Consider the following 12904-nt stretch of genomic DNA (forward strand, 5'->3'; position numbering starts at 1 on the left):
TTCAGGATCGTGACCACGATGTTGATCGCGCCCGTGATCGACGAGATGCCGGCCAGATGGATGGCAAACACCATCAGCGGCAGCGCGTTACCGGTCTGCATGACCAGCGGCGGATACATGGTCCAGCCCGAAGCCGGCGCACCACCGGAAACGAACAGCGTGCCCAGCAGCATCGAGAACGCGAACGGCAGGATCCAGAAACCCCAGTTGTTCACGCGCGGCAGCGCAAGATCGGAACAACCGATCATCATCGGCACCATCCAGTTCGCAAGCCCCACGAATGCCGGCATGACGCCGCCAAAGATCATCACCAGCGCGTGCAGCGTGATCATCTCGTTATAGAAGCCGGGATCGACAAACTGGATGCCCGGCGCGAACAGCTCGGCTCGGATTATCAGCGACATCACGCCGCCGATGAACAGCATGGTCAGCGAAAAGATCAGGTACAGCGTGCCCAGATCCTTATGGTTCGTGGTGCCGATCCAGCGTTTCATCCACGGCCATACGCCATCGGCCAGCGTCACCGGCCCGTGGTGGTGATCGTCATGACCGTGGTGGTCGTGGGTATCGGTCGGATTGACAGTACTCATCACAAACTCTCCAATTCGTAGCGCCCGACTTAGCTCGTTACTCCGTGACTAAGATTCGATCGAGCGAGCGGTAACCCACTCCTTTAGCCGTTCGGCCACCTCAGCCCGTTCCTCTTCAGTCAGGAGGGCCCCGATCTCGCAGCCGTGCCCGTGGCGTGTTACGAGAAGGCGCGACCGGCCATTTCGATGAACACTGCTGGAAAGCCGAACTTGTGTGAGTAGACGCGGAAATTCCCATTGGCGCTCGGGCTTAGCAGTACCCGCGACGATCTCAATACGTTCGTCGGTGATCGACACGATTTCCCGGTAGCTGTTCGCTTTAACGCTCGCATAGAGAGCGGTGCCGAGGGCCGCCATCTCAAGGCCGGCGAAGGGCAGAACTGGCCAGAGCCCTAACGTCATAAAAAACAGAGCGACAGAGAAAGAAACGCCGCACATGGCTAAGAAGCACCACTGTGCCTGTGCTCTCGTCAGCGATGCATTCGGGGCGATGACGAGACGACGGGTGGGCGTGTTGGATATTGCGTCGACCATAGCGATCTGGCTTCTATGGCAATATGGCTCGTGTTCAATAACATATACCCGTACGGGTATATAAACAATGGTCATGCAGGCAAACCTTTGCCCGCGGTTAATCCTCACTTCATCGGCTTCGGGATCATCCCAAGTACGCAAGAAAGAACTACTGAATGCATATACTTCTAATCGAAGACGATGCGCTAGTCGGGGCCGGTATTCGTTCTGCGCTCGAAACCGTTGGGTACACGGTCGATTGGGCGACAAGTGGGGAAGAGGCGCGGTTAGCTTTGAGTGCGGTGGCGAGCGATATCGCCATACTCGATCTCGGTTTACCGGATATGGACGGCGTCGCGTTATTAAGGGATTGGCGCAAGCGCGGTGTCGCGCTCCCAGTGCTAGTCCTGACAGCGCGTGATGGTCTGGCGGATCGTGTAACCGGGCTGCAAGCGGGTGCAGATGATTATTTACTGAAGCCCTTCGATCTCGATGAACTTATCGCGAGAGTACAGGCACTGCTAAGGCGGGCAGGGGGCCACGCCGGACCGATTGTCGAGCATGGTCCAATCACCCTCGATCCCACGACGCAAACAGTGTATTGCGAGGAGCGGGAGGTTGAACTCACCCGCCGCGAATATGCGCTCCTGTCCAAGCTTCTGCATGCCCGGCGATCAATTCTTACCGCTGAGCAACTTAAGGATGCCCTCTACGGTATTGAGGCCGAGGTCGAAAGTAATGCGATCAACGTCCATATCTATCATCTGCGGCAAAAGCTAGGCGCTGGCCTCGTGCGCACGGTGCGGGGCTTGGGTTATCGGTTGGGTAACGCTTCGGACATCGGTAAGCGGAGCAGGCCTTGAGTCTACGCTGGCGTCTTTTATTAACGCTGGGCCTGTCCTTTGCGGCGCTGTGGGGGCTCGTTGCCGTCTGGCTATATAGCGACTTGCAAGATCAGGTGCGCGATACATTGGACCAGCGTCTGGCTGCTTCCGCCCGGATGGTGGCGGGCCTGGTCGCCCAATTGCCCGACTCGGCCTGGCAAAATACGGGCGACCCTGTTCTTTCGGTACCGAGCAGCGCTGGCGTAGCGTGTCAGATCAATGCGCCCAGCGGACGCGTTCTGATGCGCACCCACGGCCAATTCGACGATGGCCTGGAGTCGCCGGCACCCGGTTTCACCGACCGCGATATCGACGGCGAACGCTGGCGCTTGTTCACCTACGTTCAGAACGGCGTGCATATCACTACCGCTGACCGACTCGTCGAGCGTAGCGCCCTCCAACGCAACGTGATCGCGGTCGCAGCTGTGCCCTTTGCCGTAGCACTGCTCGGCAGTCTGGTAGTGCTCTGGTTCGGTATAAGACGCGGACTCCGCCCGCTCGAGCGTTTGCGTGGTGAACTGTCCCGACGAGCGCCGGATACACTCACACCAGTCGAAATCGATGATGCGCCCACAGAGCTCCGACCTGCGGTCGATACGCTCAACCAGCTGCTCGTCCGAACCGGCGAGACGCTCGCCCGCGAACAGCGTTTCACCAGCGATGCCGCACACGAACTGCGCACTCCGCTGACGGCAATCAAGACTCATGTTCAGCTTGCCAAGCGGCTTGACGGAGATAAGGCTTACGCCGCGCTCGCGCAGGCCGAGGCCGGTATCGCGCGGCTGCAGCGCACGCTCGAGCAATTGTTACTGCTCGCACGGGTCGAGGCTGGTGAGTCGCATTTCGATATGGCGCAGGCGACGAGTTCGGCGATCGCAACCGCGGCGTTGGCTGATCTGCCAAACGGCGGGCGCGTGGGGATTCATGAGAATGGTGTGGCGATACCCGTTGCGGTGCCCAAAGCGTTGGCCACCGCCGCTCTGCGCAATCTGCTCGATAACGCGCTGCGGCATACGCGAGCCGATCGTGAAGTCTCGCTGGCCATTGAGGTCAAAGCGGCGCGCGTGACGTTCGTCGTTTGCGATCAGGGTGATTGGCCTGCCGATCGTGACACGCAACCCCTGACCCAGCGCTTCTGGCGTGGCGAGGCGACGCGCGCGGGCGCCGGCAGCGGTTTGGGTCTAACCATTGCTGCCGCGATTGCCCAGCGCTTTGCCGGCGAGCTCGTCTTCGAGCCACGTCCCGGCGGCGGCTTGGCGGTGCGTCTTTCCTGGCCCCGAGCGGCACCGTCTTAGACGTGACCGGCCGATGACTCAAGCCGATGTCCTCACCAAATGGATCGTATATCGAGAACCGATCTAGTCGTTCAAAGTGGCGTCTCAGAATAGGAGGCGCAGGGTTTTCCCGGATACAGTCCTTAGCGGCAAGACCTTATGTTGGGTCTGCGTAACATAGAGGCATCTAGGAGATAGTAGTGAGGAATTCGGCATTGCCTGACGTGGTGGGCGTTGCGGCGCTGAGCACGATTTTACTGGCCGGTTGCACAGGTATGGGACGTACTGGGCCCGCTGCGGAAGTCGATGGCAGTCCCGACAGCATGAAAACGAACGTGCTCGAGGCCGGTGCAGACGCGTTACAGACCGATGCGCCGACGGATCAACTCGATATTTATCTGGTCGGGTTCCACCCGATGAAGAACAAACCAGAAGAGCAGTTTGAGGCGCATCACTTTTGCCAGCAGGTGAACGAAGATTTCGCACAATGCTCGCTCTATGACGGTAATACGTCCCACGCGAACATGACGGGTATCGAATACATAATTTCCGAAAAACTGTTCAAGCGGCTACCGGAGAAGGAAAAGCAGTACTGGCATCCGCATAACGGTGAAATTCTTTCGGGCCAGCTTGTCGCGCCCAATCTTCCCGAAGCGGCTGACCACGAGCTGATGAAGGAGAAGATGAACAGCTACGGCAAAACTTGGCATACCTGGAATACAACGCATAGTGCTGAAGGAAAGGTGCAATTACCCTTAGGCGAACCGTCTCTGGCGTGGTCGTTCAACCGCTTCGGTGAGCCCAAACCTGGGTTGGTCGAGGATCGTGATAAGCGAATGAATATCGATACGGCCGACCGTCGGCGGAATCGGCAGGATCTGCTGCCTTTGGCGAAACCGCAGCAGGGCGTGGATGTGCTCAAAGGGCAGTTTCCGCGAGGCGCCCAGGCGATCCCGGGTGTCGAAGATAAGTCGTCAAACGCGCAATCGCAGTGAATGCATGCAGATCGAGGGGCTGAGCCTTAGGCCCTCGATCATTTTCGGGTGCCTGTCGAAGCCTTACGGTTGGGGAGCGGGGACTTTATTCCCGTGCAACGCGTGACCTCGTATCGCCAGGGCGCAACGTTTGTATCCAAATAGCGCTTATTTGGCGGGGTGTTTGCTAGCGAGCCCACGGAAGTGCCAAGTGAGTGGTTTCGGCCCCTGGATATAGCCGGCGTCGAGCGTGTCTATGGAAAAGCCTGCGTCGGTCAGTAACTCGGGTACGTTGCGATCCAGGTGACAACCGCCTGCAATATGCCGCCACGCCGGCGTGAGGCGCTGCTGCCAACGGGCCACTTTCGCCTCCGGCGAGCGGCCATGCTCGCAGAACAACATGGTGCCGTTCGGTTTGAGCACGCGGCGCATTTCGCGCAGGGCTAAGGACGGATCGGGAATACTGCACAGGCTATAAGTCACCAGAACGGTGTCGAAATGATCGTCTTCGGCCGGTATCTGTTCGGCGCTAACGGCCATTAGCGATACGGATAGGCGCGTTTCGGACAGCCGGCGCCGCGCACGCGGATGCATTTCAGCCGCGGGATCAAGCCCGACGATCGTATCCACGTTCGCTGGGTTGTAGTGGGGCAGGTTACGGCCGGTCCCGATACCGATTTCGAGCACACGCCCGCGCGCCTGAGGAACCAGACGCGCGCGTTCACGCTCTACGGCAGGCAGGCCGCACGCGCAATCAAGCACGTGCGGCAGGATATAGCGGTTGTACAGACCCATGCGGCAGACTCAGTCGAGTTTCTTTTGTATCGCGGCGAACAGGGGCGACTCGGGGTTTAGGCCCGCATCCAAGCCGACCTGAAGCGCTTCGTCCGCGTTTTTACCCTGAAGGTAGCGTGCACGATAGGCCATAAGCCCGCCCACGCGGTTCGAGCTCCCGCAATGCACGATTGCCGGGCGCTGATCCTCTGCGAGTGCTGCGTCAAGCGTGCGCGCACTCGCGTCGTTGATGTCCTCGGGGCCGGCGACAGGAATATGAACGTAATGCATTCCTGCATCGGCTATCAGCGCGGCTTCATCGAACTCATCGAATTCGCCGGCGGGCCGCAGATTGACGACGGTTCGCACACCGCCAGCCAACGCTTCTTTCAGCTGTGCCGCTGACGGCTGGCCGGCTGCGACCACGTTGTTCTCAAGCGGGTGGGCATTGGCTATGTTCGAAGCGTAATCGGTCATGGGGTCTCCTTCGGTTCGAATGCGCGATTGGTCACGGCTGGTTCACCTTGGCGGCCGTTCCCGAGGGTGGGGCATCTTGACCGAGCACGACGCCGTTCACGGTCTGGCCGTACATCGAGTGCTCGCCGTGATATTGCTCCGCGGTCTCGCTGACCGATCCGGTGAAACGCGGATCCTGCGGGCGCTCTTGGCTATCGATAAATCGGGCCACATCCCAAGCCTGTTGATCGGATAGCGTCGCCGCGCCCAGCGGCATGTTGGCCTTGATGAAACCGGCGGCGGTGTTCACGCGATGCATGCCCGCGCCCCAGTTGTAGGAGCGCGGTCCCCACAGAGGCGGAAACGCCAGACTGCCGTCCGCCGCTCGCTGACCTTGCCCGTCACTGCCATGACACAGGGCGCAGTGGTCGGCGAACACCTGTTTGCCGCGTGTGAAGCTTGGTGGCTGTTCGGGGGCCTCGAGTTCGGGATAGCCGCGCCCCGGGAGATTCTTGGCAACCGGCGCGCCGCTGGCCAGCCAATAGGCATAGGACTCGAGCGCGACGAGCACCTCGTCACCGCGCGGCGGCGGTGTGCCGTTCATGCTGTAGCGAAAACAGCCTTGGATACGCTCGGCGAAATCGTTGACGTGCTTGTTCTTGCCACGATACGCGGGGTACATCGCCCACGCCGCCCAGAGCGGCGCGGAATCCGGCCGACGGCCTTCGTCTAGATGGCAATTGGCACATTGCAGGTCGTTACCGACGAATTGATCGGCGTGCTGCTGCGTGTCGGTGAAGATGTCGCGGCCTTTACGAACCATGGCGCCGAACTCGTCGTCCGGGATCTCGCTGCGTGCGGGTGGGGCAAAATCGTCAGCCGCACTCGCAGCGCCGGGCTGCGCCGCGCCCGGAAGCGGTTCGCTTCTCTCGGACGCCGCGTTACCCGATACAGCCACGTCCTCAGATTTCGTGGCGCTCTCTGTCGTGTCGCCTCTAGCTGCGGGAGCGGCGTTCGCAGTTTTTGCCTGTGCTGGCGTCGGCGCGCTCTGATCCCGCGTGCCAACCCAGAAAATAACTGCGGCGAGCATGGCAAACGACACCGCGACCGTTAAAAGCGGAATACGATTACTCATGATCTAGCCCCTTGGCGGGTGCCGGTGATTGCGCAGCGAAGTATTGGGCGACTGGCTTGATATCCGATTCGTCCAACTTAGCGGCGATCGACGCCATCAAACCCATGGGCCCGCCGGGTCGCTTGCCATTGCGCCAGGCCCGCAACTGACCTTCGAGATAAGCTGCTGGTTGGCCGGCGAGGGCGGGGAAGTGCTCGCCCACACCCACACCCGCCGGGCCATGGCATTGGACACACGCGGGAATATCGTTCGCCCAACGGCCATGTTCCGCGAGCTCGGCGCCAGTATCGGGTGGGTTATCCGATTGTCCTTTGCTTGCCTGCGCGCCTTCTGCGGAAAGCTGACTGTAATAGGTGGCCATCGCGCTTCGCTGGTCCGTGGACAACGCACTAGCAATCGGCTGCATGACCGCATTCTCGCGCGCGCCGCTGGCGAAGGCGTCGAGCTGCGCCTCGAGATAGGGCGCGCCGAGCCCGGCAAGGCGGGGAAAGCCGGCGGCCGCATTGCCTTCGCCATGCGCGCCATGGCAGCTACTACAGGGCGCGATGTTCTCGCCGAGGCCTTGATTCGCTATATCGCTTGGACTTGCCTGTACCCAAGGCGAGACCGATAGAAGCCACACAAGCGCAGAAAGGGTGCATTTACGTATTGCCATTGTTAGAGCCTCCGCTTGGACCATTACATCGTACCCCTACACGTATCTGTATACTACCGAGGCATAAAGATAGAGCAATTAGTTCTATAGAAATTGATATCCAGATGGTGGATGAGCGCCATGAGTGTGATTTTCGGAGTTCTTGTAGGCCTTGCCCTTGGCCTGACAGGCGGAGGCGGTTCGATTTTCGCAGTGCCGCTATTGATTTACGGCCTCGGCGAACCGGCGCAGGCTGCGATAGCGGTATCGCTCGGCGCAGTCGCAATTACCGCGGCGTTTGGCGCAGCAGAGTCTTATTGGCGGGGCTTAATCGAGCTCAGGGCAGGACTCATCTTTGCAGTGGCAGGAGTTGCGACTGCGCCCGTCGGGGTCTATCTGGGCGATCTAGTTGACGAAGCTACGATTACGGCGCTATTCGCTGGCGTGATGATCCTCGTGGCTACAAGGATGTTTCGAAGCGCGCGCCGTGCGGGTGATGACTCGAAAGTCGTACGGGCGAGGCCGGCCGCCGACGCTCATGACGACCCGGGCACCGTTTGTCACTACAGCCGCGATGGCCAACTCCGGCTGAACGCGCCATGTAGCGCAGCGCTTGTAGCCGTCGGAGTTCTCGTCGGTGTCCTCTCCGGCTTTTTCGGCGTGGGTGGCGGCTTTCTAATCGTACCGGCGCTGATCATGATCACCGAAATGGGAATTCACAGAGCGGTCGCGACTTCCCTTTTGGTGATTACGCTTATTGGGTTATCCGGACTCACATCAGCGGTTTTTTCCGGTCGTGATATCGACTGGGCACTGACCGGCTTATTCATACTCGGTGGTGTTTTGGGCATGATCGGAGGCCGTACGTTGTCACGGTATATAGCTGGTCCGTCGCTGCAACTGGCTTTTTCGATCGCCATGCTGCTCACTGCCGGCTACATGATCCTCAAAACGTTCTCGTAATTCAGGAATTACACTAGACCAATGGCCGCATTCGGCCCAGGCTGTGTGAAAACGCGTGAGTTAGCGTACTTTTCCCCATCAGCTGTCTATGTCAGGCGCTAAGGGCTCCGCGTGGCGGCCACGGTTCAGAGTGATCGCAACGCAGGCCTGTGACTTCATCATGCCCGGAGGCGCCTCAGGCCGCTTCGAAGGCGCCGTTTAAAGGGAACGAGCACGCTCAGGCAGCCATTGCCCGCATCAACGGCCCGATCCCGACGATTCGCATCACGCGTTTCAGATTGTAGGCCAGCACATGCAGACTCATTTCCGTTCGCACATGCGCGAGCGTGCGCATCAGGAAGTGTGTTGAGCCCATCCAGTACTTGAGCGTGCCGAAGGGATGCTCGACCGTCTGTCGCCGTATCCGCATCAGATTCGGATCCTGATCCAGGCGTTGCTGCATGGTTTCGAGCACTGACTCGTGCTCCCATCGCTTGACGCGGCGTTGCGCCGCCGACGTGCACTGCGCCTTGATCGCACACGTCTCGCAGGCTGAGCTCCAGTAGCAATGGAGCGTCTGGCCTTTCTCCACCGTGGTAAAGCGCCAGACCAAGGTCTGATTGGCCGGGCAACGATAGGTGTCGCTATCGGGTTCGTAGATGAAGTCGCGCTTACCGAACCGGCCTTGGGCCTGGCTGTTAGAGGTCTGCGGCTTGGGCACGTGAACCTGGATGCCGGCCCTCTCGCAGGCCACGATCTGTTCGCCGTTGAAGTAACCGCGGTCGGCGACTGCGGCCAGGGTATCGGTCTGCATGACTGAGCGGGCTCGATCCGCCATCGGCTGCAGCTGCGAGCGATCGTGGCCGACGTTGGTGACCTCGTGATCCACGATCAGATGGTGTTCGGCATCGACAGTCGATTGGACGTTGTAGCCCACCATCCCCGAGCCCTTGCCGCCCGTCGCTATGGAGCGTGCGTCTGGATCAGTCAATGAGATCTGTTGGTCGGGCGCTGCTGCTACGGCCTTCGCCATTGCCTGCATGCGCTGCATTTCCGATCGCAGCGTGTCGATCTTGTCTCGAAGTTTTGTTGCCCGGGCTTCGGTGGTATCACTCTGACGCTGACGGTCGGCGCTTTCGAGTTCTGACAGGTAGCGCGCGACACTGGCTTCGATCTGCTCGATGCGTCGCTTGACCTTGGCGCGGGTGAAATTGCGATCGCGGCTATTAACAGCTTTGAACTTGCTGCCGTCGATGGCCACCAGCGCTTGCGAGAACAGGTCGAGACGACGGCACAGCATCACGAACTCGCGGCATACGCGTTGGATCGATGGGCCATTGTTACGGCGGAAGTCCGCGATTGTCTTGAAGTCGGGCGCCAGACGACCGGTCAACCACATGAGCTCTATGTTGCGTTGAGCCTCGCGTTCCAGTCGTCGGCTGGATTGCACACGGTTTAGGTACCCGTAGATATAGATCTTGAGCATCGTGGCAGGGTGATAGCCGGGCCGCCCGGTGACTTGGGCGACAACGCCTTCAAAGCCCAGATCGGTGAGGTCGAGGTTATCAACGAAGACATCAATCACTCGGACTGGATTGTCCTCGGTAACGTAGTCGTCGAGGCTTGCCGGCAGCAGAGCGCTCTGCGCGCGGTCATCACCAGTCACGAAACGACTCATCAAGCACTCCGCCAATAGCCTGAGAGAAGTTTAGCCGGTGGGAGCGTTTTCACACAGCCTGGACCAAAAGCAGACGCTCACGGAGCTTCCGAACTCACTAATGCGCTGTTATCGCAAACACATCGACATGACACGCCTTCGGGATTCGAACCGTTTTTCAGTTCAGCCTAGTTCGTGAACGCTCAGTGCTGGTTTGCTCGCGTTAAACTGCATCGCCAAAAGCAAATCTGCTGGTCACTCATGCCGACACTTGTGGTCTATACCTGCGCTGCGCTTGCTGAGATCGCCGGCTGCTTCGCGTTCTGGTCTTGGCTCCGATCGGGGAATAGTGCGCTATGGCTTTTTCCGGGCATGGTTTCACTGGCGGCGTTCGCTTGGTTATTAACGCTCAGCCCCACTGATCAAGCAGGACGCGCTTACGCTGCCTATGGAGGCCTATATATAGTCGCGTCAATCCTTTGGATGTGGGCTATAGAAGGGCACGCGCCCGACGTCTGGGATGCCCTGGGCGGAGCGGTTTGTCTTGCCGGCGCAGCGATCATTCTGTGGGCCCCGCATGCGACGTGAAGCTTGTGCTTGAATCGTATACATCAGGGGCAAACTAGGTGAACCGATCTTTGCAGGTCTGTATTGGGTCGTGCCCCAATCAAAGACATCGGGTCACGCGAAAATACCCCAAGACTTGATGGCGAATCCAGCGCTGCGAGGCTCGCCTCGCGCCGAACTGAAAGAGGTAGACGAACAACGGCTCGATCGATCAACCGATCGCTAACGGCGACAGTCACCCAGCACAGCAGGACAGCTGCTCGACATCTTTGGTAAAAGTCTGGGCACAGAGCTTGAGCGCTTCCACGTGAACCAGATAAGGAAACAACAGATCGCCCAAGGCTTCAACGGTCATGCCGTGGTGGACGGCCAATACAGCGGCCTGAATCATCTCGCCGGCTTCGGGAGCCAAGATTTGAGCTCCGAGTAGACGATGGCTGGCCGCCTCGGCAACCAGCTTGACGAATCCGCGGGTCTCGAAGTTGGCAAGCGCACGTGGTACATGTTCCAACCCTAAAGAACGGGTCTCGATCTCGAGGCCGCGCGCTTGGGCTTGGCGTTCATCCAACCCCACCGTCGCGATCTGCGGATCGGTGAAGATCACTGCCGGCATGGCGGACAGATCCAGCCGCGCTCGACCGCCGGTCATGTTGACGGCCGCGCGGGTGCCGCCGGCGGCGGCCACATAGACGAACTGGGGCAGCGTCGTACAATCGCCAGTGGCATAGATATGCTCGGCGCTGGTACATAGCGAGGCATCAACCCTGATCGCACCGCGTTCATCGGTCACCACCCCGATCTTGTCTAGTGCCAAATCGCGGGTGTTCGGGGAGCGGCCCGTTGCCACCAGCAGCCGGTCGCCCTGGATCGGGCCGTCGTCGGTGTCGAGCGTGAATTGCCCTGCCGCAAAATGTACGGAACGCGCCTGGCTGTGCTGGCGTACGTCGATTCCTTCGGCGCGGAAGGCCGCGGCAAGGCCCTCGCCGAGCGCGGGGTCTTCGCTGGATAGCAGCGTACTGCGGGCCAGGACTGTGACCTTCGAACCCAAACGGCGGAACGCTTGAGCCTGTTCAACGGCAACGACAGAGGCGCCGATGACGATGATGTGCTCGGGCGTGTCCGGACTGAAAACCGCCTCATCGGACGTCCAATACGGCGTGTCGGCCAGGCCCGGTATCGGTGGGATCGTTGGGGAAGCCCCGGTAGCGATCAGAATGCGATCGGTCACCAAACGATCTTCGGACCCGTCATGTGCCGTGACAATTAGCGTATGCGCATCTTCGAAGTGGGCCCGCCCGCGGCGCAGCGTAATCGATGGATTATCGTCGAGTATTTTCTGGTACTTGGCCGCGCGTAGTTCTTCGACTCGGGACTGCTGCTGGCGCTGCAGGCGTGGCCTATTAATCGTTGGCTTGCAATCTGCCAACCCATCAAACGGGTTGTGGCGTTGGTGCTGGGCCAGTTCGGCGGCGCGAATCTGGATCTTGGACGGCACGCAGCCCACATTGACGCAGGTGCCGCCAATGATGTCGCCCGACTCGATCATGCTCACCCGCGCCCCTGCCTCAACGGCGCGGATGGCAGCCGCAAACGCGCCGCTGCCACTGCCAATGATCGCGATATGGCGGTTTTCGTCTTCTCCCGCGACCCGTGAAGACTGGGCAAGCGAAGATTCGTCGTCCCAGTTGCGGGCATCGTAGCCTTGGGCCTGTACCGCTTCGATCAGCGTGGTTTCATCTGTGCCGTCATCCAACTGGACTTCGGCACGGCGCTCGGCATAGGACACCACAGCGCTTGCGCTAGGAAGTGCATTGAGCGCGTCCTCGACCCTTTGGGCGCAGTGCGCGCAGGTCATGCCGTGAATAGCGAGTATGCGTTTCATTTGGGTTCCGGATCGGTCGGGTTTAGCAGGCCATTTTCTTACGCCGATAAACGGCGTAGATCGTCAGCCCCAGGAAAAAGGCCAGCGCGGGCAGCAGCACATAGTCCAAATAGCCCACCAGCGCAGAAAGACCGACGACGCCGAACAGGATCACCAGCACCGGCGTGAAACAGCACAGCGCCGCGATGACGGTGCCTGCAATGCCCACACTGAACAGCTTTTTATTGCGGCCCATGTGGTGTTACTCCGTTGGCTCGGACGGATAGCCAGCGCGGGTCGTGGCCGCGGTTAAGTCCGAGACCGAAGCAATCTTCGGATCGAAGGCGACCGTGGCGGTCTTGGACTCGTAGTCCACGCGCACCGTGTCGACGCCGTCGACCTGCTGGAGCGCCTTGCGCACCACAAAGGGACAGGTCGCGCAGGTCATATGACCCACCGCAAGCGTTACGGTCCTTTCAGCCGCCGCAAAAGCGCCTTGTATCCAGACCGTGCCCACCAGCAGCATGGTGGCCACTAGAATCATGCGTTGTTTTCGAACCATGACGATCGTTCCTTAGAGAAAAGCCGGCGCGTACCAGGGAAAGGTGAGCAGTGCCGTGACGAGTAATGCGAGCAGCCAGAA

At 59.9% G+C, this 12904-nt stretch carries 15 protein-coding genes; 5 read left to right on the top strand and 10 right to left on the bottom strand.

The features are described 5' to 3' along the window. Together ABNU97_RS15085 and ABNU97_RS15090 are read right to left on the bottom strand one after the other, a co-directional pair. On the bottom strand, window positions 1-590 hold a 590-nt coding region (locus ABNU97_RS15085; protein ID WP_348767503.1), incomplete at its 3' end, for a cbb3-type cytochrome c oxidase subunit I. 48 nt (window positions 591-638) lie between these two features. After that, window positions 639-1199 (bottom strand): DUF2244 domain-containing protein, encoded by a 561-nt coding sequence (locus ABNU97_RS15090; protein WP_209064993.1) that lies wholly within the window; start codon window positions 1197-1199, stop codon window positions 639-641. A gap of 80 nt (window positions 1200-1279) precedes the next feature. Here ABNU97_RS15090 and ABNU97_RS15095 point away from each other — a divergent pair, with 80 nt between their 5' ends. The 3 genes from ABNU97_RS15095 to ABNU97_RS15105 all read left to right on the top strand — a co-directional run bounded on the left by ABNU97_RS15095 (window position 1280) and on the right by ABNU97_RS15105 (window position 4256). After that, window positions 1280-1966, top strand: a complete 687-nt coding sequence (locus tag ABNU97_RS15095; protein ID WP_348767504.1) for a response regulator — start codon at window positions 1280-1282, stop codon at window positions 1964-1966. Continuing rightward, window positions 1963-3282: an ATP-binding protein gene (locus ABNU97_RS15100; protein ID WP_348767505.1), complete on the top strand. Its 1320-nt coding sequence runs from the start codon at window positions 1963-1965 to the stop codon at window positions 3280-3282. The genes ABNU97_RS15095 and ABNU97_RS15100 overlap by 4 nt, the downstream gene beginning before the upstream one ends. 254 nt (window positions 3283-3536) lie before the next feature. Next, window positions 3537-4256, top strand: coding sequence for an OBAP family protein (locus ABNU97_RS15105; RefSeq protein ID WP_348767512.1), 720 nt, complete (start codon window positions 3537-3539; stop codon window positions 4254-4256). Window positions 4257-4403: 147 nt separating this feature from the next. Here the strand turns inward: ABNU97_RS15105 and ABNU97_RS15110 are convergent, their stop codons facing one another. Genes ABNU97_RS15110 through ABNU97_RS15125 form a run of 4 tightly spaced genes read right to left on the bottom strand, consistent with a single transcriptional unit; the run spans window position 4404 to window position 7255 of the window. Continuing rightward, a complete protein-coding gene (locus ABNU97_RS15110; protein WP_348767506.1) occupies window positions 4404-5030 on the bottom strand; it encodes a class I SAM-dependent methyltransferase in 627 nt (208 codons plus the stop codon). A gap of 9 nt (window positions 5031-5039) precedes the next feature. Continuing rightward, window positions 5040-5486, bottom strand: a complete 447-nt coding sequence (locus ABNU97_RS15115) for a sulfur transferase domain-containing protein (protein ID WP_348767507.1) — start codon at window positions 5484-5486, stop codon at window positions 5040-5042. A 31-nt stretch (window positions 5487-5517) separates the two neighbouring features. Then, the gene (locus tag ABNU97_RS15120) at window positions 5518-6600 is read right to left on the bottom strand and encodes a c-type cytochrome (RefSeq protein ID WP_348767508.1); all 1083 of its coding nucleotides are present in this window, start codon (window positions 6598-6600) and stop codon (window positions 5518-5520) included. Then, complete coding sequence (locus tag ABNU97_RS15125; RefSeq protein ID WP_348767509.1) at window positions 6593-7255, bottom strand: c-type cytochrome; 663 nt, start codon at window positions 7253-7255, stop codon at window positions 6593-6595. The genes ABNU97_RS15120 and ABNU97_RS15125 overlap by 8 nt, the downstream gene beginning before the upstream one ends. 120 nt (window positions 7256-7375) lie before the next feature. On the opposite strand from ABNU97_RS15125, the gene ABNU97_RS15130 reads away from it, so the two are divergent. Continuing rightward, window positions 7376-8197 (top strand): sulfite exporter TauE/SafE family protein, encoded by an 822-nt coding sequence (locus ABNU97_RS15130; RefSeq protein WP_348767510.1) that lies wholly within the window; start codon window positions 7376-7378, stop codon window positions 8195-8197. A 217-nt stretch (window positions 8198-8414) separates the two neighbouring features. Here ABNU97_RS15130 and ABNU97_RS15135 read toward each other — a convergent pair whose 3' ends face one another. Next, complete coding sequence (locus ABNU97_RS15135; RefSeq protein ID WP_123589698.1) at window positions 8415-9854, bottom strand: IS1182 family transposase; 1440 nt, start codon at window positions 9852-9854, stop codon at window positions 8415-8417. Between the two features lie 240 nt (window positions 9855-10094). On the opposite strand from ABNU97_RS15135, the gene ABNU97_RS15140 reads away from it, so the two are divergent. Further along, window positions 10095-10421: a YnfA family protein gene (locus ABNU97_RS15140; protein WP_209064985.1), complete on the top strand. Its 327-nt coding sequence runs from the start codon at window positions 10095-10097 to the stop codon at window positions 10419-10421. Window positions 10422-10635: 214 nt separating this feature from the next. On the opposite strand, the gene merA is transcribed toward ABNU97_RS15140, so the two are convergent. The 3 genes from merA to ABNU97_RS15155 are packed head-to-tail and all read right to left on the bottom strand — an operon-like array spanning window position 10636 to window position 12823. Further along, window positions 10636-12282, bottom strand: coding sequence for a mercury(II) reductase (merA, locus tag ABNU97_RS15145; protein WP_209064983.1), 1647 nt, complete (start codon window positions 12280-12282; stop codon window positions 10636-10638). Between the two features lie 22 nt (window positions 12283-12304). Further along, window positions 12305-12517: a mercury resistance system transport protein MerF gene (gene merF / locus ABNU97_RS15150; protein ID WP_209064980.1), complete on the bottom strand. Its 213-nt coding sequence runs from the start codon at window positions 12515-12517 to the stop codon at window positions 12305-12307. A gap of 6 nt (window positions 12518-12523) precedes the next feature. Then, a complete protein-coding gene (locus tag ABNU97_RS15155; protein WP_348767511.1) occupies window positions 12524-12823 on the bottom strand; it encodes a cation transporter in 300 nt (99 codons plus the stop codon). Window positions 12824-12904 lie beyond the last annotated feature (81 nt).

This window comes from uncultured Salinisphaera sp. (assembly GCF_964012375.1).
Lineage (GTDB): Bacteria > Pseudomonadota > Gammaproteobacteria > Nevskiales > Salinisphaeraceae > Salinisphaera.

Bases quoted from the DNA above. Each gene is read 5' to 3' on its own strand.
- ABNU97_RS15095 (WP_348767504.1), top strand. From the start codon at position 1,280: ATGCATATACTTCTAATCGAAGACGATGCGCTAGTCGGGGCCGGTATT.
- ABNU97_RS15110 (WP_348767506.1), bottom strand. From the start codon at position 5,030: ATGGGTCTGTACAACCGCTATATCCTGCCGCACGTGCTTGATTGCGCG.
- ABNU97_RS15125 (WP_348767509.1), bottom strand. From the start codon at position 7,255: ATGGCAATACGTAAATGCACCCTTTCTGCGCTTGTGTGGCTTCTATCG.
- ABNU97_RS15130 (WP_348767510.1), top strand. From the start codon at position 7,376: ATGAGTGTGATTTTCGGAGTTCTTGTAGGCCTTGCCCTTGGCCTGACA.
- ABNU97_RS15105 (WP_348767512.1), top strand. From the start codon at position 3,537: ATGGGACGTACTGGGCCCGCTGCGGAAGTCGATGGCAGTCCCGACAGC.
- ABNU97_RS15155 (WP_348767511.1), bottom strand. From the start codon at position 12,823: ATGGTTCGAAAACAACGCATGATTCTAGTGGCCACCATGCTGCTGGTG.
- ABNU97_RS15135 (WP_123589698.1), bottom strand. From the start codon at position 9,854: ATGAGTCGTTTCGTGACTGGTGATGACCGCGCGCAGAGCGCTCTGCTG.
- merF (WP_209064980.1), bottom strand. From the start codon at position 12,517: ATGGGCCGCAATAAAAAGCTGTTCAGTGTGGGCATTGCAGGCACCGTC.
- ABNU97_RS15115 (WP_348767507.1), bottom strand. From the start codon at position 5,486: ATGACCGATTACGCTTCGAACATAGCCAATGCCCACCCGCTTGAGAAC.
- ABNU97_RS15140 (WP_209064985.1), top strand. From the start codon at position 10,095: ATGCCGACACTTGTGGTCTATACCTGCGCTGCGCTTGCTGAGATCGCC.
- ABNU97_RS15090 (WP_209064993.1), bottom strand. From the start codon at position 1,199: ATGACCATTGTTTATATACCCGTACGGGTATATGTTATTGAACACGAG.
- merA (WP_209064983.1), bottom strand. From the start codon at position 12,282: ATGAAACGCATACTCGCTATTCACGGCATGACCTGCGCGCACTGCGCC.
- ABNU97_RS15120 (WP_348767508.1), bottom strand. From the start codon at position 6,600: ATGAGTAATCGTATTCCGCTTTTAACGGTCGCGGTGTCGTTTGCCATG.